This window comes from Chryseobacterium echinoideorum, from assembly GCF_007474535.1.
Lineage (GTDB): Bacteria > Bacteroidota > Bacteroidia > Flavobacteriales > Weeksellaceae > Chryseobacterium > Chryseobacterium echinoideorum.
Genome location: NZ_VKNW01000001.1, coordinates 146686 through 172579 on the forward strand (window position 1 = coordinate 146686; position 25894 = coordinate 172579).

General features: G+C 36.7%; 17 protein-coding genes. All 17 read left to right on the plus strand.

Features of this window, described 5'->3' with window-relative positions; all coding sequences use genetic code 11:
- Nucleotides 1-85: 85 nt before the first annotated feature.
- A complete protein-coding gene (locus FOL89_RS00705; RefSeq protein ID WP_144280929.1) occupies nucleotides 86-526 on the plus strand; it encodes a hypothetical protein in 441 nt (146 codons plus the stop codon).
- A 100-nt stretch (nucleotides 527-626) separates the two neighbouring features.
- Nucleotides 627-1712, plus strand: coding sequence for an efflux RND transporter periplasmic adaptor subunit (locus FOL89_RS00710; RefSeq protein ID WP_144280930.1), 1086 nt, complete (start codon nucleotides 627-629; stop codon nucleotides 1710-1712).
- A gap of 15 nt (nucleotides 1713-1727) precedes the next feature.
- Entirely contained in the window at nucleotides 1728-4892 is a 3165-nt protein-coding gene (locus tag FOL89_RS00715; protein ID WP_144280931.1) for an efflux RND transporter permease subunit, read from the plus strand.
- A complete protein-coding gene (locus FOL89_RS00720) occupies nucleotides 4885-6351 on the plus strand; it encodes a TolC family protein (RefSeq protein WP_144280932.1) in 1467 nt (488 codons plus the stop codon). The genes FOL89_RS00715 and FOL89_RS00720 overlap by 8 nt, the downstream gene beginning before the upstream one ends.
- Before the next feature lie 740 nt (nucleotides 6352-7091).
- Nucleotides 7092-7949 carry a hypothetical protein gene (locus FOL89_RS00725; protein WP_144280933.1) on the plus strand — a complete coding sequence of 286 codons (858 nt, stop codon included), beginning with the start codon at nucleotides 7092-7094 and terminating at the stop codon, nucleotides 7947-7949.
- A gap of 2 nt (nucleotides 7950-7951) precedes the next feature.
- Nucleotides 7952-9370, plus strand: a complete 1419-nt coding sequence (locus FOL89_RS00730; protein WP_144280934.1) for a phage tail protein — start codon at nucleotides 7952-7954, stop codon at nucleotides 9368-9370.
- A gap of 1 nt (nucleotide 9371) precedes the next feature.
- Nucleotides 9372-11516: a pyocin knob domain-containing protein gene (locus FOL89_RS00735; protein WP_144280935.1), complete on the plus strand. Its 2145-nt coding sequence runs from the start codon at nucleotides 9372-9374 to the stop codon at nucleotides 11514-11516.
- Nucleotides 11517-11837: 321 nt separating this feature from the next.
- Nucleotides 11838-12416, plus strand: a complete 579-nt coding sequence (locus tag FOL89_RS00740; protein ID WP_144280936.1) for an NAD(P)H-dependent oxidoreductase — start codon at nucleotides 11838-11840, stop codon at nucleotides 12414-12416.
- 50 nt (nucleotides 12417-12466) lie between these two features.
- Nucleotides 12467-13072: a HEAT repeat domain-containing protein gene (locus tag FOL89_RS00745; RefSeq protein ID WP_144280937.1), complete on the plus strand. Its 606-nt coding sequence runs from the start codon at nucleotides 12467-12469 to the stop codon at nucleotides 13070-13072.
- A gap of 600 nt (nucleotides 13073-13672) precedes the next feature.
- Nucleotides 13673-14398, plus strand: a complete 726-nt coding sequence (locus FOL89_RS00750; RefSeq protein WP_144280938.1) for an NUDIX hydrolase — start codon at nucleotides 13673-13675, stop codon at nucleotides 14396-14398.
- Between the two features lie 18 nt (nucleotides 14399-14416).
- Complete coding sequence (locus tag FOL89_RS00755; protein WP_144280939.1) at nucleotides 14417-15901, plus strand: xylulokinase; 1485 nt, start codon at nucleotides 14417-14419, stop codon at nucleotides 15899-15901.
- Between the two features lie 113 nt (nucleotides 15902-16014).
- On the plus strand, nucleotides 16015-17343 hold the full coding sequence (xylA, locus tag FOL89_RS00760) for a xylose isomerase (RefSeq protein WP_144280940.1): 1329 nt from the start codon (nucleotides 16015-16017) through the stop codon (nucleotides 17341-17343).
- A gap of 66 nt (nucleotides 17344-17409) precedes the next feature.
- On the plus strand, nucleotides 17410-20301 hold the full coding sequence (locus FOL89_RS00765) for a SusC/RagA family TonB-linked outer membrane protein (RefSeq protein ID WP_144280941.1): 2892 nt from the start codon (nucleotides 17410-17412) through the stop codon (nucleotides 20299-20301).
- 10 nt (nucleotides 20302-20311) lie between these two features.
- On the plus strand, nucleotides 20312-22270 hold the full coding sequence (locus FOL89_RS00770; protein WP_144280942.1) for a RagB/SusD family nutrient uptake outer membrane protein: 1959 nt from the start codon (nucleotides 20312-20314) through the stop codon (nucleotides 22268-22270).
- Between the two features lie 75 nt (nucleotides 22271-22345).
- A complete protein-coding gene (gene uxuA / locus FOL89_RS00775) occupies nucleotides 22346-23521 on the plus strand; it encodes a mannonate dehydratase (RefSeq protein WP_144280943.1) in 1176 nt (391 codons plus the stop codon).
- Between the two features lie 34 nt (nucleotides 23522-23555).
- Entirely contained in the window at nucleotides 23556-24371 is an 816-nt protein-coding gene (locus FOL89_RS00780) for an SDR family oxidoreductase (protein WP_144280944.1), read from the plus strand.
- A gap of 103 nt (nucleotides 24372-24474) precedes the next feature.
- Nucleotides 24475-25893, plus strand: a complete 1419-nt coding sequence (gene uxaC / locus FOL89_RS00785; protein ID WP_144280945.1) for a glucuronate isomerase — start codon at nucleotides 24475-24477, stop codon at nucleotides 25891-25893.
- Nucleotide 25894 lies beyond the last annotated feature (1 nt).

Consider the following 25894-nt stretch of genomic DNA (forward strand, 5'->3'; position numbering starts at 1 on the left):
TCACCTTATCTTCTCATCTTTTAACACTTTTTTAATTTTACATATTTGTAAATAAGATTAAAGTTTGGTTACCTTTGCCCTCAGAATGTCAAGTAGATTTTATCAGTTTTTATATAGTTCGCTGTTCGCTTTGCTTACCGTTTTGGGTATGTATAATGGGCAACTGCAGCAATATACTTCTAAAGATATATCGTCTGATCTTCAATATGCCGACAGGTTAGATCAAAGTTCACCTACAGCTTTTCACTTCGGTAAAGACAACGGGAAATTTTGTCTGTATACACCTGATCATCCTTATTATATTAAAATTTGTGCTGATTTCTTCGAAATTGATTCTGAAAACGATGATAATGTAAAGGCATCTCCAGAAGTACTTACACTTTTCAAAGGAGATTTCGGGCACTTCATCTCAGGTTTTGTTGCGACATTTCACGATAGAGAAATCGCTGTTTCACTGGCTCATTCAGAGCTTTTACAATCTTCTCAGGATGATCTGTATATTCAGTACAGGGTCATCCGGCTGTGATTTTATAATAATTTTCTGAAAAACATTAAAGCTTTCATTTTTTATTTTGAAAGCTTACAAAGCTATTTTCAATTTTAAAATTATTATAAAAATTATTATCATGGTCAAGAAAAGTCTCATGTATATCAGTCTGTGCCTTACCTTTTGGTGTGTAAGCTGCCAATCGGAAAAGAAGGAAAAGACGGAAGAGGCATCTTTTAATGTGACAAGTCCAATCGTTAAAGATACATTAATCAATAAAGATTATGTAGCCCAAATTCGTTCCATCAATCATATTGAGCTTCGTGCTCAGGAAAAAGGATATATTCAGTCTATCTATGTAGACGAAGGACAGCATGTTCAGAAAGGACAGCTTTTATTTAAAATTATGCCTAATTTATATCAGTCTGATGTAAATAAAGCTAAGGCTGAAGCCAAGTATGCCGAAATTGAATATCAGAATACCAAAAATCTTGCAGACAAAGACATCGTGGCTCCACAAGAAATGGCAATGGCAAGAGCAAGATATGAAAAAGCCAGAGCAGAGCTTTCTTCTACGAACATCCATTTAGGTTTTACTGAAATCAGAGCCCCTTTTTCGGGAATTGTAGGAAGACTTCATGTGAGAAAGGGGAGTCTTGTGGATGATGGCGAATTGATTACCGAGCTTTCGGATAACAGTAAAATGTGGGTGTATTTCAACGTTCCGGAAGCTGAATATCTGAATCAGATGAGTGACAGAAAAACCAATGATCCTATGCACGTTCGTCTCAGAATGGCAAATGGGAAAGAATTTTCTCAGGATGGGATTGTAGAAACTATTGAATCTGATTTTGACAATGAAACGGGAAATATCGCCTACAGAGCAACTTTTCTCAATCCGAAAGGCTTATTAAGATATGGCGAAACAGGAAATATAGTCATTACTTCACCTTACGCCAATGCATTGATGATCCCTCAAAAAGCAACTTTTGAGGAATTAGAGAAAAAATACGTATATGTAATTACAAAAGACAATAAAGTAAAAGCAAGAGAAATAAAAATTGCTGCCGAATTGCCACATATTTATGTAGTAGCTTCAGGTCTTGACAAGAATGAAAGAATTCTTCTTGACGGTCTCAGAATGGTTCAGGAAAACCAGAAGATTAACGTCAAATATCAAAAACCTGAAAAAGTAATGTCGAATCTGGATCTGTATGCCGAGTAATTTAAAAGCAGAATTATGTTTAAAAAAGTTATACACAGACCGGTTTTCGCTATTGTGTTATCGGTTGTTATCTTATTTATTGGTGGTCTTGCCATTAAGCAGCTTCCTACCGAACAGTTTCCTAAAATTGCTCCTACGACGGTTGCGGTTACCATTGCGTATCCGGGCGCAAGTGCGGATGTATTGGTAAAGTCCTCCTTGATTACCATAGAAAATGCGATTAATGGTGTTCAGGGAATGCGTTACATCACAACCGATGCAACGAGTGCGGGCGAAGCAACAGTGAATGTGGTTTTTGATCCCGGAACCGATGCTAACGAGGCTGTAGTTCTGGTGAAAACAAGAGTAGATCAGGTAATGCCTTTACTTCCTGAACTGGTACAGAAGGAAGGGGTGGTGGTAAACCCGATTCAGCCAAGTATGTTGATGTATGTAAATTTATACAGCACCAACAAAAGCATGGACGAAAAATTTCTGTACAATTACGCAACAGTTAATATTATCCCGGAAATCAACCGTATTCACGGGATTGCCAAATCTCAGATTCTGGGAAGCCGAAGATATGCAATGCGTATCTGGCTAAATCCCGACAGGATGAGAGCATACTCAATTTCTGTAGATGAGGTGATGAAAGCTATTGGTGAACAAAGCATCATCGGCCGCCCCGGAAGGATAGGACAAAGTTCCGGTATTGTAGCACAGTCGCTGGAATATGTACTTACTTATAAAGGACAATATAATAAACCTGAAGAATACGAAAATATTATTGTCCGTTCTAATTCTGAAGGAGAAAATATTAAACTGAAAGATATTGCCAATATAGAATTGGGAAGTGAATTTTTTGATATTTATTCAAATCTTGATGGGCATCCTTCGGCTTCTATTGTATTAAAACAAAACTACGGAAGTAATGCGAATGATGTAATTAAAGATGTAAAAGCTAAATTGGAGGAAATGAAAGGCAGTTTTCCTCCGGGAGTTGATTATAAGATCAGTTACGATGTTTCACAATTCCTTGATGCTTCTATTGAACAGGTAATGCATACTTTAAGGGATGCCTTTATTTTGGTAGCGATTGTTGTATTTATATTTTTAGGAGATTGGCGCTCAACATTAATTCCCATTATTGCGGTTCCCGTTTCTTTGATCGGAACTTTCTTTGTCATTCAGCTTTTTGGGATGTCAATTAATCTGGTGACACTTTTCGCTTTAGTTTTAGCCATCGGAATTGTGGTAGATAATGCAATTGTGGTCATAGAAGCTGTTCACGCCAAGATGGAAGAAAATAGTACTATTACCCCTTACAAAGCGGTAAAAGAAGTAATGGGAGAAATCGCAGGTGCTATCATTGCCATTACTGCGGTAATGGTTGCAGTGTTTATTCCAATTTCATTTATGACGGGTCCGGTAGGAACTTTCTATCGTCAGTTTTCTATTACCATGGCAAGCTCAATTGTAATTTCAGCGGTGGTAGCTTTAACATTGACTCCGGTTTTGGCAGCGATGTTATTGAAAAATCACCATGGAAAACCAAAAAAATCTAATATTTTCGTTAAATCTTTAGATTCTTTCAATAAAGGATTTGATAAAGTGACAGGAAAATATGCCTTATTCCTAAGAAAAATTGTTACCCGAAAAGTGGTGACATGGGGAATTCTTGGCGCTTTCTGTGTAGGGATTTTTATTGTCAATAGATTACTTCCGGGCGGTTTTATTCCCAACGAAGACCAGGGAACAATTTATGCAATTGTTCAGACTCCACCGGGATCAACGCTTGAGCAGACCAATAAAGTATCAAGAGAATTACAAAAAATCTGTGAAAATGTAGAGGGGGTAGAATCGGTTTCATCATTGGCGGGTTACGAAATCATGACAGAAGGTCGCGGCTCCAACGCCGGAACGTGTTTAATTAATCTTAAAAGCTGGAATGACCGTAAGCATGACGTGAAAGAAATCATGGAAGAGCTTGAAGAAAAATCAAAAGATCTGGGAGCAACCATTGAGTTTTTTGAACCGCCTGCAGTTCCGGGCTTCGGATCTTCGGGAGGCTTTTCTATGAGGCTTCTCGATATGAACAGAACTACCAATTATCAGGATTTTGACAAAATAAATAAAGACTTTATCGCTCAACTGAAAAAACGTAAAGAGCTTACCGGAGTTTTTACCTTTTTTGCGGCAAATTATCCTCAGTACGAGCTGGTTTTTGACAATAATGCCGCGATGCAGAAAGGCGTGTCTATCGGTACTGCAATGGAAAATCTGAATATTTTAATCGGAAGTACTTACGAGCAGGGATTTATCCGTTTCGGACAGTTTTTCAAAGTATACGTGCAGTCTTCACCAGAATTTAGGAGGCTTCCTACTGATATTTTAGGATTGTACGTAAAAAATGATCATGGTGAAATGGTTCCCTATTCAGCATTTATGACCATGAAAAAAACACAGGGACCGAATGAAATTACACGTTATAATATGTATAATTCGGCTGCAATCCGCGGACTTCCGGCTGAAGGATATACAACAGCAGATGCGATTCAGGTAATTAATGAAGTAGCAGAAAAAACGCTTCCTCACGGTTACAAAGTAGCGTGGGAAGGATTGTCTTATGACGAAGCACAGCGTGGTAATGAAGCAATCTATGTCTTCCTTGTCGTATTGGTATTTGTTTATCTGGTATTGGCAGCGCAGTATGAAAGTTTTATCATTCCGTTTGCAGTTTTATTCTCATTGCCGGTAGGAGTTTTCGGGTCTTTTTTATTATTAAAAGCAATGGGACTGGAAAACGACATTTATGCACAGGTAGGATTAATCATGATTATCGGTTTATTAGGTAAAAATGCCGTTCTTATTGTAGAAGTTGCGGTAAAGAGGCGGCAGGCGGGAGATTCTATTCTTGAGGCTGCCATTGAAGGCTCAAGAGCACGTTTCAGGCCTATTTTAATGACTTCATTTGCATTTATTGCAGGTTTGGTTCCGCTCGTTTTCGCAGGCGGAGCAGGCGCGGTAGGAAACCATACCATAGGAGCTTCTGCTTTAGGGGGAATGTTAATAGGAACCTTATTCGGAGTGATTGTAATTCCGGGACTCTATTACATTTTTGCCCGATTATCGGATGGCAGAAAAATGATCAAAGACGAAGATGAATCACCATTAACTGAAGACATGATCCACTATGAATAAGAATAAATTACATCAATACGCAGCAACAGTATTTTTTCTACTAAGTCTTACTGCCTGCAAACCTGTAGAAATACAGCAGCGTGCCGCAAACAAAACAGTTCCTGAGATGTATGGATCTGAACAAAATGATTCTTCCAATTCAGGAAAAATGAAATGGAATGACTATTTTAATGATCAGAATCTTCAGACATTAATCAGTCAGGCACTTCAGAATAATCAGGAATTAAATATTGTTCTTCAGGAAATTGAAATTTCTAAAAATGAAATTAAAGCCAGAAAAGGAGAATATTTGCCAACAGTTGGTCTGAAAGCAGGAGCCGGAGTTGACAAAGTGAGCCGCTACACCAATATCGGTGCAATGGAAGCCAACACTGAAATTGAACATGGTAAAGAAATGCCGGAACCCTTATTTGATTTCGGAATAGGAGTTCAGGCAAAATGGGAAACCGATATTTGGGGAAAACTTCATAATGCAACAAGAGCTCAGGTACAGCGATATTTGGCGACTGTGGAAGGTAAAAATTTTATGATTACCAACCTTATTTCTGAGATCGCAGATTCTTACTATGAATTGCTTGCTTTGGATAATGAACTGGTTATTTTAAATCAAAATATTAAAATTCAGAATGATGCGCTGAATATTATAAAAGAACTGAAAAAAAATGCACGCTCCAATGAGCTTGCTGTAAAAAGATTTCAGGCTCAGGTTTTGAAAACGCAGGGAATGCAGTATGACATCCAGCAGAAAATTGTAGAAACAGAGAATAAAATTAATTTTCTGATAGGAAGATTTCCTCAGCCGGTGGAAAGAAGCCATGATTTTAACTCTGTACTTCCACAAACTGTTTTTGCGGGAATTCCTTCCGAGCTTCTTGAAAACCGCCCGGATATTAAACAGGCTGAATATGAGTTGGCTGCATCAAAGCTGGATATTAAATCTGCAAAAGCAAGATTTTATCCTTCTCTTGATATTGGCGCAGGAATTGGTTTGCAGGCATTCAATCCGGTATATTTAGTAAAACCGGAGTCGTTTTTATTTTCTTTAGCAGGAGAACTTACGGCTCCCCTGATTAACAGAAGTGCAATAAAAGCAGCATATAAAAATGCAAATGCAAAGCAGATTCAGGCGGTTTATCATTACGAACAAACGGTTTTAGGAGCTTATATTGAGGTGGCAAACCAGCTTTCAAAGATCAAGAATCTGAATAATAGTGTCAGTATTAAAATGCAGGAAGTTGATGCTTTAACAAAATCTATTGATATTTCTAATGACCTGTTCAAGTATGCAAGAGCAGATTATATGGAAGTTTTGCTTACACAAAGAGATGCTTTAGAGTCCAGATTTGAGCTTGTTGAAAAGAAAGTTGATCAACTGAAAGCCAGTGTTGCTGTTTATAGAGCGCTTGGCGGAGGCTGGGATCAGAACCCAATCAATCAGCAGGATTTTATTAAAAAATAAAATTAATTAATTAATTAATCAGAAAGAGACTTATCGGTTGGATAAGTCTCTTTTTTTATGTTATGCTTGAGGATCTTATGGTAAGAATTTTTCTGAGGAAAGCTAAAAGCAGAGTTAAAATTAAACTTTAAATCATCTCCTTATTGACCAGTATGAATCTGAAAGTATTTTGTTACATCTTTTTTTGATGTAGTTCGAGATTACTGCAACTACAGAATGGAGTGGTCTGAAAATTTTCAAATGAGCTTAAAAAAAATGAATTTTGCAACAAGTAATTAGATAATAATATGCTTTTGTTTCAGGAAAGTAAAGATGACTGCAGCTACAGAACAGAAGGGGTAAAAAGCTTTGAGATAAACTTAAAAAAGATGAATTTTGTACCAAGTAATAACATGACAATATCATCTTGTCTGAAAAAATGTAACACGACTGCAGCTACAGATTAGAGATGGTGAAAAACTTTTGTAAGAACGAAAGAATGATCAAATTTGAACTCTCAAAAATTTGAATAATCATTGAATTCAAAAAAAGATGATGTTAAGAGATCTGTCAAAAACTATTACAGATAAAAGGTAGATTGATTGTTGATCTTAAAATAGAATTACAAGAAAACAGAGTTTCTTGATCAGGACTCTGTAATTATCCAGAATAATAAAGAAGAACTTTATTCATGGCAATTAGCTCATGAACAGGACAGATTTTCTCAATGATCAAAATATAAAACTAATATTAATAAGCCAATGGATACACCTACACCATTAAATACGATCTTCAGTTGGTTTGAAGAAGGCGATATGCCTACAGAATATCAATTTAAGCAGACCTTTTCTTCGTTCCGTCATTTGAGTGAAAAAATCAAAATGGACGATGTGGCAGGATTATATGAAGCCTTTCAAAATACACTTTCTGCAACAGCTTTTACAAGCCATCTGGAAGATCAACATGCACACCACGCAGTATTGGCAAAGCTTAATGCATCCAATCTTTCTGCCGTTAATATAAGCGAATGGAAGGAAAAGTTAGAAATACATTTAGCAGCCACTGTCGATGGCGACCAAGAAAGCGGGAATGTCTATACGAAAGAACAAATCAGGGAAATTCTGGATGTACTTTACATAAAAGATGAGGAAATGCTCGCAAGTATTGCAAGAATTGATGCAATGCTGATCTCCAATGATATAAATCTTGATCAACTACAGAAAATTGTAGACTATATTAAAGAAAACAGGCAGCAGATAGAATTGCTTAAAGAGGTTTTTGTCGGTAGCAATTGGGATGATAAAATCAATCTTATCGGAAGCTATTCAAACTGGGGAACGATTACTTACCAGAATCAGTTCAATGATCTGGTATATGATAAAATTAAGAAAATTGAAGAAGCTGCCAATTCCGAAAAAATTAAACACGAAGAGAGGGTAAGAGGTGACTCCAGAATAAAGCATGATCTTGATACTTTAAGTTTTATGGTTGATGCTTATGACACAGTTACCATGTTTACAATTCCTCTTAAGGTAAAAAGAATAGACACGAATACTATTGACGTGCTATTTGATTCATTACCGCCAAATATGATTCAGTTAACCATTAAAAAAATATAATTATGGACATTAAATACGCTTATTATCGAAGCTCTGTTGGTTACAAAATAGAAGGTAAAACAGACAGCGAAATTTTAACAGCCGGCGGAGGCACAAGATCAATCAGTACTTTCTGGCATGATGGAAATTTAGATCCGTCAGATTACGTACCCAAAACACGAACTTTAACAATTAACGGTACAGCTTATGACTTGTCTGCAAACAGATCATTGACAACGCCTGACACCATTACCCGTTTGAAAGGGGGTACATCAGGTTCTTTAGTCTCCGGAGATGTTACGCTTGCAGCAGGCTCTAATATAGCGGTTACCCAATCCGGAAACACAATTACATTAGCCTCTACCAATACAACGTATAGTGCAGGAAATGGTTTGACATTATCGGGAACTACATTTTCTTTACCGGTCACTACTTCGGGTACGGGAAATGTAGTTACGGGAATCACTCAGACTACGAACGGAATTACGGTATCTTTGGGATCTATGCCTACATCTTCGGATCTGGCAAATTACATCCAGATATCGCAAAAAGGGATAGCGAATGGAGTTGCTACACTGGATGCATCGGGACAGGTTCCTGCAACTCAATTGCCATCTTATGTAGACGATGTTTTAGAAGGATATTATAAAGCTGCAGACGGAAAATTCTATAAAGAAGCTGCATATACTAATCTGCTTGCTGCTGAAACAGGCAAAATTTATGTGTCGCTTGATACAAACAAAACGTACCGATGGACTGGGACAACATTCGTTTATATCACTTCCGGAGCTGTAGATTCTGTGAATGGATTAACAGGGGTTGTTGTTTTAAATAAATCTCATGTAGGTTTAAGTAATGTTGATAATACGGCAGATGCATCGAAAAGTGTTCTTTCTGCTACAAAATGGACTACAGCCAGAAGTATTGCCCTTTCAGGAGTTACATCGACAGCGCAAACCATTGATGGTTCCGGAAATGTTACCATTCCTGTAACTGCTGTTCCTGCAACATTATTAACAGGAACTGCAGCGATCAATACGACCGGATCATCTGCAAAACTGACCACTCCGAGAACAATTTCCGCTACAGGTGACGGAACTTGGAATGTTTCATTTGACGGTTCTGCAAATGTTTCTTCAACTTTTACATTATCTGCTACGGGGGTGTCTGCCGGAACTTACGATGAGGTTACAGTAGATTCTAAAGGTAGAGTTATCGCCGGAAATAATACTGCAAAATCATACAGTACTTCTATTTCAGGGACTGCAACTGTGATACACAATTTAGGAACCAGAAATGTAGATGTTGCAATGTACGATACAGTGACATTTTACAAAATTGATGGCAGAATAAAATTAACCGATCCTAATAAAATTGATATTGAATTTGATTCTGCTTTGCCTAATACTGTAGCTATAACAGTAACTCGTAAAGATATTTGATATGGATGTAAAATACTCATACTATAACACCTCAAAGGGCTATAGGGTATTGGGCGGTACTGCCGCCCAATTTTTAAAAGCGGATGGTAGTTTAGATTCTAACAATTATTCATTATCAGGACACACTCATGCATTTTCTCAAATAACGAGTAAACCAACTACAGCATCAGGATATGGTATTACAGATGTACCAAGACAAGCAGGATTAGGAGGTGATGTAAACTCTATAAGAAGTATTGATACAAGAAATACAAATCCATCACCTTCAACTGATATACGAGCCGGTGTATGGTTTGATTTTAAGTCAAATTCAGCGATTGAGCTGAATAATTTTCCTGTAGGTACTTACGGCGCAAGTATGACTTTTGTACCTTATAGTGATAATTCAGGAAATAATAATACAGCATTCAGATTAGTACAATCCAGTAATAATCTATTTTTTCAAAATTATAATAATACATGGGGTGCTTGGAATAAAATTTTTCATACGGGAAATTTTAATCCATCAGAATATGCTTCAGTAAATCATACGCACACTTTTGCATCATTAACTTCAAAACCGACTACATTAGCTGGTTATGGTATCATTGATGGGTTTAATAATGTTTATTTATCATCTAAATCTATATCTGATGCTAATTTAGTAAGCGAAGGTACTCAAACTAATTATTTAGGGGGTAGTAATAGACCTTCCAGTTCTATGGATGGTAGTTTATTGTCATTAAGTTACAGTTCCGCATGGACTACACAATTATATGGAGACTGGAGAACCAATGACATATATCTTAGATCACAAACAGCAGGCAACTGGATTTCATGGGTTAAAATGTTTCACACAGGTAATTTTAACCCGGCAAGTTATGTAACTCAATCATCTTTAAATACCCAACTGAATAATTATGCAACCCTGAATGGTATTCAGACTTTTACAAGTACCAATACTTTTCTGCAAAGTCCTGTTATTCCGGCAGGAACTTTAGGAACTCATGCGGCGAATGTTAACCAGCTAAATACAAAAGCCAATGGTCAGGAAAATGCTACGGCGGTTGGTTTCTCTTCTGGAAACGTGCCTACTGCAGATGGAAGTTCGTTTCCTTACATATATCATAATTCAGGATTATATGTAGCATTGGCAACACAATCATATGCACGGGCAAATTTTCTAAGTACACCGGGTGGTATGTCTGTTGAAATATCGGGCGCAAATCTTAATAACTACTTTAATACAGGTTTTTACCGAGGTTCAGGATTACTTAATGCGCCTTTAAATAATAGTGGTTGGTGGTATGTAACTATTGAAGCCCACGATACCAGTTGGGTAAAACAAACAGCAACTTCTTATGGTTCAGGCAATACTACTAACGTAACCTATCAAAGGACACTGAGGGGTGGAAGCTGGTCAGCTTGGGCACAGGTTTGGACTTCTCAGGATTTTAATGTTGCCAGCATTCAGCAATGGAATTATATGGCTCAATATGGGCTACAGCTCAACTCAGATTTTACGGTAAATACAGGGTCAGGTTTAATAATTGCGGATGATTATATTGGTGGCGAATCAGGTATTATAGATAATAACCAAAAAAGATTTGTAACAGCCAAAAGAAAACAATATTACCTTTATGGTTCTCAGTATGACGGCTTCGAAGGATTAAACTTTAATTTAGATACAAGACTCTTCGGAATGGGAAGAGAATCCAATAAAGAGGATAAATTAACGGTAGAAGGTTCGGTTAAAGCCAGTAAAAACTTCAAATCGGAAGAGGAGAGACCCGACACAATATTTATTCCCAATGGTAATGTAGCTAATCTTAGAGATGAAATTGTAAACGATGATTCTGAATATGCAATCAGGTTAGATCCCCACGAATATGAGATTGATCCTTCCGGTTATCTGGCTGTAGATGATAGAAACCGACTGATTCATATTATAGGTGAACAAGTGAAAATGGTGGTTAGTTTTAAAGAAATCTATCCAAAACAACAGATTGTCATTTATAACTTTGACAAATCTGGTGGTACCATGGCAGTTCAAATATATGGAAAAACCATTTATAACATCAATCCGGGATCTTTCCTTAGATTGTATGTTACAAAATCACGCAGAGTGATTGCCGAAAGACAATTGCCATGCGAGTTTGTCTGGTAAGAATAGAATGCATATCACAAGATGAATTGAAGCTTAATTTTAAAAATAACTTAGTCTACAATAGTCTTACTAAGTGAAAAACCCACAATCAAAAATGAAAGTTTATGATTGTGGGTTTCTGCTTTATGTATGGACAATACTAATAAAATAAACAAGACAAAGAATATTAGTGTTTTAATTGTATTACTTAATGTTTTTTCACTAAAATAACTCTTGCATAATTAAGATGAAATAAAAATAATTTTAGTTATTAGCTTTATGAATGTCAAATCTCATACAAAAGATTGAATTTTATTGCTCTATTAATATTAAATTTAAAGAATGAAAAAAATATTGATCATCAACGGACATCCGAATAAGGATTCTTTCAATTTTGGAATTGCTGATTCCTACAAAAAGGGAGCTGTTGAATCCGGGGCTGAAATAAAGGAAATCATCATTACTGAGCTCAACTTTAATCCGAACCTTCAGTTTGGATATCAGAAAATAATGGAACTGGAACCTGATCTCGTCACAGCTTGGGAAAAGATTGTCTGGGCAGATCATCTGGTATGGATCCATCCTGTATGGTGGGGAGGCTTGCCGGCGATCACAAAAGGGTTTATTGACAGATTGTTTTTACCCGGTCGCGCCTTCAAATACAGGGAAAATTCTGTCTGGTGGGATCAACTTCTGAAAGGTAAAACAGCACATATTATAACGACATTAGATCAACCCAGCCTGTATTACAGAATAATGTTCGGGAGACCAAGCGTAAATCAGCTCAAGAAATCGGTCTTGCAATTTTGCGGAATAAAGCCGGTAAAGGTTACGTATATAGGAATCATTAAAACCTCCGATGAAAATCAACGTAAGATTTGGCTTAATAAAGTAAAATTGGCAGGGATTAAACAAAACTAATTATTTTAAATATTCCGATCTTAAATTGGATGAAATAATATAAGATAATAATGGATTCACTTATAGAGAAATTGACGGCAGTGGAGCACGGCTTCAAACCATTTGAATTGGAAGCACAAAAAATAATCGACAGTAAAACTTTACCGGAGTCAAAAGCAATAGCTGTGGATATGCTCCGAAGCGAATTTTATCAAGTCCGTTGTTGTGCTATTTTCATCCTCGGATTTATTGCGGTCAAAGATAATTCTGTACTCCGTTTATTAAAGGAAACCGCCCGATCGGATGAAAGTTGGCAGGTACAGGAGATCATTGCTAAGGCATTTGATCAGTACTGTAAAGATTATGGCTATGAGAATTCACTTCCCGAAATCAAAGACTGGCTCGATGATGAACATCCCAATGTTTGCCGTGCGGTTACCGAAGGTTTGCGGATCTGGACAGGGCGACCTTATTTTAAAACGCATCCTGAAGTGGCTATTGATCTCATAAGCCAACATAAAGCCAGTGATAGTGAATACCTCCGGAAGTCGGTCGGTAATTCGTTGAGGGATATCAGCAAAAAGTATGGAGAACGGGTCAGGCTAGAAACTTCAAAATGGGATCTTCAGGATCAGAGAACCGCCTTCACCTACGAATATGTACTTAAAAGACATTGATGTTTTTTTTAAATTATCCCCTGATTACGCAAATGTAATTTTCTTAGATAAGGAGATTATTGAAAAAAATATCTCTTAATTAAAGCCCCGAAGTTACTCGCCAATAATTTAAGTAGATTTTATTTTGGTTAACAGTAAGTTAGCTTTATTTTTTCAATTTTAAAATATTCTATTTCCCAGCAACCAATTTTATATACATTTTGAATGTAAAATTCCGTTATAACCAATTTTTTGCTTGCTTACGTATAAAAAAAGCAAAAAAAAATATCAATTTCTATTGTTTTTTTTAATAAAAAGTGTGTTTTTAACACTTTTTATTTTATTTTTTTTCATAAAAATTGTTATGATTCTTATCATAAAATTTTCTTAAAAAAATATTCGGCTGATGATGATGATACATTTCACTAATTGTTTGTAAACTCATACCTTACATTTTACATAAGTATATTTTTTATGATAACCTTATCATAAAAATTACCCCTACAATATCATAAAAAATAGATATGTAATATATTGATATGCAGTAACTAATAGTAAAATAATTTTTTTTATTCAATTGTATTTTTATATTTGTAATGTTACCTAAATGTTAACATTTTTATGAAACAGAATTTCATTCATACCTATGTATCTGTTGACTGTGTTGTTTTTGGATTTGATCACGAAAACAGGCTCAATATTTTACTAGTTCAAAGACATGAAGAAGACAATGCCAATAAAAAACAGATCAAACTTCCGGGGAGCCTTATTTTCAGTGAAGAGGATGTAGATGATGCTGCCCAAAGAGTTCTTCACGAGCTTACAGGAATTAAAAAAATGGTTTTGAAGCAATTCAAATGCTTTGCAGATCCTATGAGAGCAAGCAATGAAAGTGATATCAAATGGATGGGAACTGAATATAAACACGATATAGACCGGATTATTACAGTAGCTTATCTTTCTCTTTGTAAAATTGATCATAAGATTAACAGCAGTAAGTATAGTACGGTAGATTGGTATCCTGTGGATAATGTTCCGGCTTTACCGTTTGATCATAATAAAATCATCAGCGAATCTTTGATTGAAATAAGAAAATGGATAGAATCTGATTTCTCAATCATTTTTGAGCTTTTGCCAAAAAAATTTACCATAAGACAACTTTATCAGCTGTATTCTGCTCTAAGTGAAAAATATATTGACATTAAAAACTTTCATAAAAAAATTTCATCATTTAATTATATTATTCCTTTAGACGAAATTGAAAAAAATGTTTCGCACCGTGCTGCAAGATATTACAAGTTTGATGCAAAAATTTATAAAAAAAATAATTCAAAACTCATTAAATAAAAATTTACCCACTCTACTATGTACTTGTTAGGATACGATATCGGCAGTTCTTCTGTAAAAGTTTGTCTCATTGAGGCTTCGAGCGGAAAAATCATTGCTTCGGATTTTTCGCCGAAAAAAGAGATGAAAATTATTGCATCCAATCCGGGATGGGCAGAGCAAAATCCTGCAGACTGGTGGACTAACCTGAAACTTGCTCATGAGTCTGTAATGCATCATTCAGGAATAGATCCAGAAGATATAAAAGGTATCGGAATTACATGGCAGATGCATGGTCTTATTTTGGTAGATAAGGATCAGAATTTACTTAGACCTTCTATTATCTGGTGTGACAGCCGTGCTGTACCTTATGGTGAGAAGGCATTTAAAGAAATAGGTGAAGAAAAATGTCTCTCTCATCTTCTTAATTCTCCGGGTAATTTTACTGCTTCAAAATTAGCTTGGGTTAAAGATAATGAGCCGGATATTTTTGAAAAAATTGATAAAATAATGCTTCCGGGAGATTACATTGCCATGAAACTTTCGGGAGAAGTAGGAATTACAATAGAAGGTCTCTCAGAAGGAATTTTCTGGGATTTTAAAAACAACTCTATTTCGGAGGATGTTATTAGCTATTACGGAATTCCAAAAAGTTTTTTTCCGGAAATTGTTCCAACTTTTGGGATTCAGGCAACAGTTTCAGCAAAAGCAGCAACAGAATTAGGCTTAAAAGAAGGTACTCCGATTTCTTACAGAGCAGGCGACCAGCCGAATAATGCATTGTCGCTTAATGTTTTCAATCCGGGAGAAATTGCTTCAACGGCAGGAACTTCAGGTGTTGTATATGGGGTTTTAGACCAGTTAGATTACGACAAGCTTTCAAGAGTAAATACATTTGCACACGTCAATCATTCCGAAGAGCAGACCAGACTTGGAGTTTTGCTATGCATCAACGGAACCGGAATTTTAAATTCATGGCTGAAACACAATTTTGCAACTTCACTTTCATCTTATGGAGATATGAATGAGCTGGCTTCATTATCATCCATAGGATCTAAAGGTTTAAGTATCATCCCTTTCGGAAACGGTGCAGAAAGAGTTTTGGAAAACCGTGATACAAGCTGCTCAATTCATGGGATTAATTTTAACATTCACTCTAAGGGAGATGTTTTGCGTGCCGCACAGGAAGCGATTGTTTTTTCTTATGAATACGGAATGAACATTATGAGAGATATGGGAATGAATATTCAGGTAATTCGTGCAGGAAATGCCAATATGTTCCTCAGTTCAATTTTCCGCCAATCTTTAGCAAGCGTGAGCAATGCAGTTATAGAATTGTATGATACCGATGGAGCTGTAGGAGCAGCAAGAGCAGCCGGAATTGGAATCGGATTTTATGAAAATACCGAAGAAGCCTTTTCATCTTTAGAAAAAATAACAGTGATAGAGCCGGAGACAGAAAAAAGGGATCAGTATATGGAAGCTTACACGCGATGGAGGAAACACCTCACTGAAATATTGTAAAATCTAGAAAAATTAAGTAGGAAAAATAGCTACTTACCGTACATTTTGTGCAGTAAGGAAAGAATTTTCATATCAAAATACAAAAAAATAAAATTTAAATATATAAAGACAACATGAATATTTTAACAGGAACCAAAGAGTTTTTTTCAGGAATTGAACAAATAAAATTTGAAGGTAAGGAAAGCAGAAACCCAATGGCATTCAGATATTATGAAGCCGATAAAATGGTAATGGGAAAACCAATGAAAGAATGGATGCGTTTTGCAATGGCTTGGTGGCATACTCTGTGTGCAGACGGAAGTGATCCTTTCGGAACCTCTACAATCCATCATCCATGGTCCAAAGGTACAGATACAATTTCCAGAGCTAAGTATAAAATGGATGCAGGGTTTGAGTTTATGAGCAAAATGGGTTTTGGTCATTACTGCTTTCATGATATTGATTTAGTAGATCCTGCTGATAACTGGAAGGATTATGAAAAAAATCTGCAGACTATTGTAGAATACGCTAAAGAAAAACAGAATGAATCAGGAATTAAATTGCTTTGGGGTACGGCGAATGTTTTCACACATGAAAGATATATGAACGGAGCTTCTACCAATCCTAACTTCGATGTTGTGGCATGTGCAGGAACTCAGGTGAAAAATTCTATTGATGCTACAATTGCTTTAGGTGGAGAAAACTATGTTTTTTGGGGTGGAAGAGAAGGCTACATGAGTCTTTTGAACACGGATATGAAGAGAGAAAAGGAGCACTTGGCAAGATTTTTAACAATGTCGAGAGACTACGCCAGAAAACAGGGATTCAATGGAACATTTCTTATTGAGCCTAAGCCAATGGAGCCTACCAAGCATCAGTATGACTATGATGCAGAGACAGTGATCGGATTTCTTAAAAATTACGGATTAGATAAAGATTTTAAATTAAATCTAGAAGTAAATCATGCTACTTTGGCAGGACACACATTTGAGCATGAGCTACAGGCAGCCGTAGATGCTGGTATGTTGGGAAGTATTGATGCAAACAGAGGAGATTACCAAAACGGATGGGATACAGATCAATTCCCGGTAGACTATTTAGAACTTGCTCAGGCTTGGTTGGTAATTCTTCCTGCAGGAGGTTTGGGAACAGGAGGAGTAAATTTTGATGCAAAAATCCGCCGTAATTCTATTGATGCCGAAGATTTATTTATCTCACATATTTCAGGAATGGATGCATTTGCAAAAGGACTTCTGGTCGCTGCTGATGTATTAGAAAATTCAGACTATCAGAAATTAAGAACAGAAAGATACTCTTCTTTTGATAGTGGAAGCGGAAAAGCCTTTGAAGAAGGAACACTTACTCTGGAAGATCTACAAACCATAGCATACGAAATAGGAGAACCCCAGCCTAAGAGTGGTAAGCAGGAATTGTTTGAAGCTATTGTGAACATGTACATTTAAAAAAAAGGAAAACTGAATTTATCAATTTCATTTTCCTGCTAAACTAATATTTAAAAAATAATAATTATGAACCGATTTTATTTCAGTAAGAGTAACAAAGCCGCGCTGTTTTTTGCGATGACGATGTTGCCTGCAAGTTTAGTTTACTCCCAGACTACGCCCGATTCTCTCAGGAATGAAAAGCAGATTGAGGAGGTAGTTGTCATCGGATACGGAACTCAAAGGAAAGAAGCTGTTACAGGATCTGTATCTACCGTAAAGGGTAATGCTCTTCGTGAAGTTCCTTCCGCAAATATTACTCAGGCATTGCAGGGAAGAGCTGCAGGTGTCGACATTTCACAAACATCTACAAAACCTGGTGCTCCTATGCAGATTCGGATTAGAGGTACCAGATCGCTAACAGGTGATAATAACCCATTAATTGTTTTAGATGGAATCCCTTTTGTAGGATCTTTAAGTGATATCAGCTCAAGTGATATTAAAAGTATTGATATCCTCAAAGATGCTTCTGCTACTGCTATTTATGGATCAAGAGGAGCAAATGGGGTTATATTAGTAACCACTAATAGAGGAAGCAAGGGACAGAAGGCGAGATTTACTTATAATACATTTAATGGCGTACAGACATTGTTTTCTAGGTATCCTATGATGGATGGTCCTTCTTTTGCAAAACTAAGAAACTATGCAACTCCAGCAGGAAGTAATAACCCTCTTTATGGAACTACCGGAGATGAAAATGTAAATAATAATACGGATTGGCAGAAACTATACTATAAGCCTGCAATGATAACAAGTCATGACATTGGTGTATCCGGAGGTACCAGCGGAGGAAATTACAATGTGGGACTTTCCTATTTCAAGCAAAATGCAGTTATCCCTTTACAAAATTATGAAAGATTTGCTCTAAGAGTGGCCGTTGATCAGCAGCTTGGTAAGCGTTTTCGTGTTGGTTTTACTACCAATACCAATTACACGGAATCTGAAGCCAATGGTTTGAATCCCGGCGCTGTGTTGGGATATTCACCACTTGCCACACCTTATAACGCTGATGGTAGTCCCAAAAGTGTAATGACTACTGCGGGAGGGATAGATCAAACATGGATATATACAAGAGATAGAATTGAGGGATTAGGAGAAAAATATGTAGATGAATCAAAAATTTTCGCATCATATAATAATATGTATGGTGAAATGAATATTATTAATGGTTTAAAATACAGATTGAATGTAGGATTAGACTATCGTACATCAAACGGAGGTAACTATGCTGGAATGGGTGTGTTTAATACGAATCCTGCCGGTCCTTCGTCTGCTGGTCGAGGAAACAATCAAACATATCACTGGGTCGTAGAAAATCTTTTGACGTATGACAGAACTTTTGGTAAGCATAAGGTAAATGCTGTAGCTTTATATTCTGCTGAAGGCAATAGATATATAAGTACATACATGAGCGCAAGGAATGTACCTGCTGATTTTTTTCAATATTATAATTTAGGTCAAGCCCCTCAAGCAGATATTCAGGTAAAACCAGAGGATCAGCAATACTATCAAAATGGGTTACTTTCTGCAATGGGAAGAGCAATGTATACTTATGATAATAAGTATATGCTGACTGCTACTTTACGTGCGGATGGATCTTCAAGGCTCGCTCCGGGTAACAAATGGCATACATATCCCGCATTATCATTGGGCTGGAATATATCCAATGAGTCATTCATGGAAAATGTAAAAATGATCAATCTACTTAAATTGAGGGCTGGATGGGGTCAAACGTCTAATCAGGCAGTACCTGAATACTCAACATTAGGAAGACTTGCAGTAACACCCTATAATTTCGGTAGTAGCAATACAACAGGAGTTTATGTAACTGAGGCTCCCAATGCTTCATTAGGTTGGGAATATTCAAAAACACAAAACTATGGCATTGATTTCGGTTTGTTTAATAACCGTCTTTCAGGAAGTGTAGAATATTACAAAACACATACTTTTGACTTACTGACCAGAAAAAGTTTACCTGCATCTTCAGGATTATTGAATGTCCTTGAGAATGTTGCAGAAACAGAAAATAAAGGTTTTGAGATATCTTTAAATGGTGTTATTTTCGACAATCCAGAAGGCTTTACATGGGAAGCAGGAGTAAATCTATATACAAATCAAAATAAAATCTTATCACTTGCATCAGGTGTCCCAAGAGACATCAATAATCTTTGGTTTGTAGGACATAATATTAATGCTCTTTATGATTATAAATATATTGGTTTATGGCAGGCTGGAGATCCATATCAAAATATCCTAGAGCCTGGAACTCCTGAAGATGTTGTAGGTTCGATAAAGGTTTTGTACACAGGTGGATATAATGCAGATGGAACTCCTGTAAGGGCAATTGGGCCAGATGATATGCAGGTATTTGATACCGCTGCAAAGTTTCAGGGCGGTTTTAATATGAGATTTGCTTACAAAAATTTTGACCTCAGTACTGTTGGAGCTTTCCAGCATGGAGGAATTTTAGTAAGTACATTGTATGGTTCTGCGAGCTACTTAAACAGACTTACAGGTCGAGGTAATAATGTAGAAGTTGATTATTGGACAGAAGATAATACCGGAGCGCATTTTCCAAGACCAGGAAGACATTTGAGCGGTGATAATCCTAAATATTCTTCTACATTAGCTATGTTTGATGCTTCATATTTAAAGCTTCGTACAATTACTTTAGGATATAATTTCAACAAAGATTTGCTGAATGATTTAAAGATTACCGCATTAAGACTTTATTTTACAGTTACAAATCCTGTAGTATTGTTTTCTCCTTATCATAAATTTTCAGGAATGGATCCGGAACCTAACTCCTTCGGAGATCAAAATCAGGCTGTAAGCGGATATCGTAATAGACAGCTTGTAATCGGAACCAATAACCCATCCACACGAAATTATTTAATCGGACTTAATTTAACTTTCTAATCACATTGTCATGATAAAATTTAAACCTAAAATGATTATTGGAGCAATGTTCCTGTCATTAACATTAACAAGCTGTAATGAAATTTTGGATGAACAGCCAAGAGCAAATTATACAGTTGATTACTTCAGTACAGTCGATGGTATTAATCAAAGTATTCCATCATTATACAGACATCTGAGATTATTATATGGAAATGGTTACTTTATGAGTAACTGTCAGAATGGTACTGATGAGTCTACATTTGCTCAAAGTGCAGATGGAAACTTTAGAGAATTGGATATGTCTGGGAACGGAATTATAAATTCCAATACATTTCCTACCAGCATGGTTTGGGGAGCAGTTTTTCCCAATATAAATACAGCAAATGGAATAATAGAAAAGGGACCGGCATTAGGCGTTACAGAAGCTTTAATCTCAGAAGCGAGATTTTTTAGAGCATTTGATTATTTCATGCTAGTACAAACTTATGGAGGAGTTCCTTTAGACTTAGGTTCAGGAGAACTAAAATTTAATATTACTCCTGTTACAACATCGGTACGAAATACAGTACCTGAAATATATACAAAAGCGGTTTTTCCTGATTTAAAAAAAGCAGTTGATAATTTACCTGCAAGTCCAAGAATTACAGGAGGGGTCACAAAAAATGTGGCGAGGTTATTTTTAGCAAAAGCATATCTTACTTATGGATGGTGGCTTCAAAATCCAAATAATATCCCAACTTATCCTGAAACACCAAGAACAGATCCCGATGGTCACAATGCTCAATGGTATTTCCAGCAAGCTTATGATATCGCAATGTCTGGAATAAATGCTCCTGGACCATATTCATTACAGCCAACTTTTTACGATGTAAATGAGGGATCAAAAGATAGAAATGCAGAGTGTATGCTTTATGCAGATCATACACAGGCGAGTGCATTCTACAACGAAGGTGATCCTGTAGGATTTGGTTCAGGATGGGCTCCTGATAATTTTGCAGCTTGGATGCAAACTTGGAATTATACAGCAATAAAAAGTAGTAAAACAACCTCATGGGCATCAACTGATATTATAAGTTCAGTACAAAGAGAAGCTTCTCAGCCACTTGGGAGACCGTGGGTTCGTATGTGTCCGACTATTGGCGTTATTAAAAATACATTCTCAGATAAGGTAAATGATTCAAGATACGATGGAACTTTTGTAACTACTTATCGTGGAAATTGGCATAAACAAGGTACAGGTCTTACAGGAATTTCAATGATGTACAATGCGAATGCTCTTCCGGTTCCGATTGGAGGTGCAATTCTAAGTTTTCTTAATGATGATTCTCAATTACCCAATTATCCATCAGGTTCAGGACAAAGTGGTGTTGGAGCAGGAACTCTGCCTGGAAGAGCTGATTGGGTAATTGCTCCTAATGGAATAAGCAGAATCGTTTACCCAGGACTTTGGAAAATAGGAACTTATCGCACAGATGATCCAAATGGTTTAGGGTATCCAAATGCAGGTTTAACACGTCCGTTTAATGTTGCTAAATTTTCAGAGTTCTATTTTATTGCTGCAGAGGCTGCTGTTAAAGGTGCTTCAGGTGCCATGACAGCAAGAGATTTAATCAATGTTATCCGTGCAAGAGCTGGAAAGTGGAGATTCAATAATGCTCAAAATACTACCTTTGTTGCAGATAATAGTGCCGCAATGATCGCAGCAACACCCTCTACTATTACTATTGATTATATTCTTGCTGAAAGATCTCGTGAATATTATGGTGAATTTTACAGATGGTATGATTTAGTTCGTACTCAAAAATGGGGAGAATACGCTGCTACATATCAGATTGGGGGATTGTCTTATGGTGATCATACACCACAGACGGTTACAAGAAATATTCAGCCTTTTCACTATTTAAGACCTATTCCTTTAGGACAGTTAAATGCAATGGAAGTTCCGGCAGATGTAAAAGCAAAATACCAAAATCCAGGGTATAATTAAAATTAGTTTACATTCATATTAACTTTACAAAGTAGGTGTTTACTACACCTGCTTTGTTTTAATTCTCATTTTAAAATGGAAAAAACATGGCGTTGGTTTGGGAAGAATGATAAAATAAAATTACAAACACTTCGACAGATTGGTGTTGAAGGGATTGTTTCTGCACTGCATGATATTCCGAACGGAGAAGTTTGGAGTTCAGAGGCTATTAATGATTATAAAAACTATATAGAAAGTCACGGACTTCGTTGGTCTGTAGTTGAGAGCCTTGCTGTGAGTGAGTCTATCAAATACGGAGGTGAGGACAGAGACGGACTGATAGAAAATTATATCAAAAGTCTCGAAAATCTTGGTAGAGCAGGCGTTACAACGGTTTGTTACAACTTTATGCCGGTTCTGGATTGGGCAAGAACGGACCTTTTCCACGAGTGGGAAGATGGTTCATCATCTTTATATTTTGATAAGGCCAAATTTGCCTATTTCGAAATTCATATTCTGAAAAGAAAAGGAGCAGAAAAAGATTATACACCTGAAATTCTCAAAAAAGTTGAAGAATTAAAAAATACGCTTACAGAAGCCGATAACAATGATTTAATAGATTCTGTTATCGTTAAAACTCAAGGTTTCGTTAATGGAAATATCAAGGAAGGCGATTTGAATCCGGTTGAAAAGTTCAATAATCTATTGGCTTTGTACGATGGAATTGATAAACATCAGCTTCGGGAAAACTTAAAATATTTTCTTGAGAAAATAATGCCGGTTTGTGAAGAGTGGAACATCCAGATGTGTGTGCATCCGGACGACCCACCATTTGCTTTGCTTGGTTTACCAAGAATTGTGACCAATGAAGACGACATCGATTGGTTCCTGAATGCTGTCGATAATCCTCACAACGGACTGACATTCTGCGCAGGTTCTCTAAGTGCCAATCTTCAAAATGATGTTCCGAAATTAGCTCAAAAATATGCCCACAGAACTAAATTTGTTCACCTCAGAAGTACCAATGTTTTTGAAAACGGAGACTTCATCGAAGCGCATCATTTAGGTGGCAGAGGTAAATTGATTGACGTTATCCGCGTATTCGAAAAAGAAAATCCGAATTTACCAATGAGAATCGACCACGGAAGATTGTTGACGGAAGATATTGATAAAGGCTACAATCCCGGTTATTCTTTCCTTGGAAGAATGTTGGCTTTAGGTCAAATTGAAGGCGTGATGGCAACAGTACAATCAGAATTGCAAAAAAAATAAATCTAAAATTTGCAATCATTTTAAAAAGTAAAAAATGAACGAAATATTCAGCATAAAAGATAAGGTAGCAATCATCACTGGCGCTTCCGGCGTTTTGGGAGGAAGTTTGGCGAAAAGTTTCATCGAAGCCGGAGCAAAAATTGTTGCGGTAGGCAGAAATCAGGAAACTTTGGATTCCCGCGTGAAAGAACTGACCGATATGGGAGGCGATGCTTTCGCAGTAGAAGCCAATGTAATGAACATCGAAAGTCTTGAAAATGCATCAAAAAAAATCATAGAAAAGTATGGTAGAATAGACATTCTGCTGAATATTGCAGGCGGAAATATTCCCACAGCAACTTTATCTCCCGACCAGTCTTTTTTCGATATGAATATAGACGGATGGGATGAGGTAACGGATCTCAATATCAACGGAACGGTTTATCCAAGTTACGTGTTCGGAAAAGTGATGGCTGAACAGGGAAGCGGAAGCATTGTCAATATTTCGTCAATGGCCGCTTATTCGGCGATTACAAGAGTAGCAGGATATTCGGCAGCGAAGTCGGCGATTACCAATTTTACCCAGTGGTTAGCTTCAGATTTAGCTTTGAAGTTCGGGGATAAGATCCGTGTCAATGCTGTTGCCCCAGGATTTTTCATCGGTGACCAAAACCGTGCTATTTTGTTGAATGAAGATGGTTCTTTAACGGATCGAAGCAAAAAAGTGATTGCCAAAACACCAATGCAAAGATTCGGTGAAGTGGAAGAACTGAATGGAGCTGTACAGTTTCTCTGTTCCGATGCCGCAAGTTTTATAACAGGTGCATTATTACCTGTGGATGGCGGTTTTAGCGCATTCAGTGGTGTTTAAATTAAGTATTGTTTTAAGCAGAACCTTAATCAATTTTTTCTCATCGTTAAGGTCTTGTTTTTAAAGATTTTCATAAAATAAAAATCAGTTTTTACATTAAATAATGACTCATTCCATTAAAAATAAAGGAGTTTTCGGAGAATCATTTTTGCTGGAATCGGCGAAGGCGGAGAATCTCTATTTTGGCTATGCGAAAGAGATGCCGATTATTGATTATCACAATCATCTGGAACCTGAGGTTATTTCAAATAATCAGAATTTCCGTTCTCCAACAGCAATCTGGCTGGATGGTGACCATTACAAATGGCGGGCAATGCGGAATTTCGGGATTGATGAAAAATTCATTTCAGGACAGGCAACGGACGAAGAAAAATTCCAAAAATGGACCGAAACGGTTCCTTACACACTTCGGAATCCATTGTTTCACTGGACGCATTTGGAGCTCAAAAATTCTTTTGGAATTAAGGAATATTTGTCTGAAAAAAATGCGGATGATATTTATAGCGCAATGCAGGATTCTTTACAAAAACCTGAATTTACGCCACAGAATCTGCTCAAAAATTATAAAGTGGAGGCACTTTGTACAACAGATGACCCGGCTGACAATCTGGATTATCATAAAAAAATAAAAGAAAGCAATTTCAATACAACAGTTTTACCAAGTTTTCGTCCGGATATTTACATCAATATTATTGATTCCGAATCTTATATCCTCAATATTAAAAAACTTGAAAAAGCTTCAGGAACCAATATTAATTCAGTTTCAGATCTATTAAGTGTGCTTCATTCAAGAATCAATTATTTTGATGAGGTTGGCGCCAGAGTTTCAGACCACGGCTTCGAATATTTTCCGGACACAACCCGATGGAATGATGATCTAGAAAAAGAATTTTCAGAATTTTTAAAAGGTAACCAACTTATATTTTCCGATCCGGATGCGCTTTGCGGATTTCTTTTGAAAGAGCTCTGCAAAATGTATTCTGGTAAAGGCTGGGTTCAGCAATTTCACGTTGGCGCAACCAGAAATAACAATTCTCTGATGCTGAAAAATATTGGTGCAAATACCGGTTTCGATGCGATTGGCGAACAATATTTTGCACAAAGAATGAGCGTTCTTTTTGACGAGCTCAATTCCAAAGGCGAGCTTGCAAAAACAATTATTTATAATCTGAACCCTGTTTATAATGAAGTTCTGGCTTCTCTTGCAGGCAATTTCAACGAATCAGGAATCAAGTCGAAAATACAGTTCGGCGCCGCTTGGTGGTTTCTGGACCAGTTGGATGGGATGCAGAAGCAGATGAACACGCTTTCCAATATTGGACTTATCAGCACATTTGTTGGGATGCTGACCGATTCCAGAAGTTTTTTGTCATTCTCAAGACATGAGTATTTCAGGCGATTGCTTTGTAATATGTTCGGAAACGAGATGGAAAAAGGTCTTCTTCCCGATGATGAAAGATGGGTTGGAAAAATCATTCAGGATATCTGCTATTACAACGCGAAAAATTATTTCAATTTTTAAG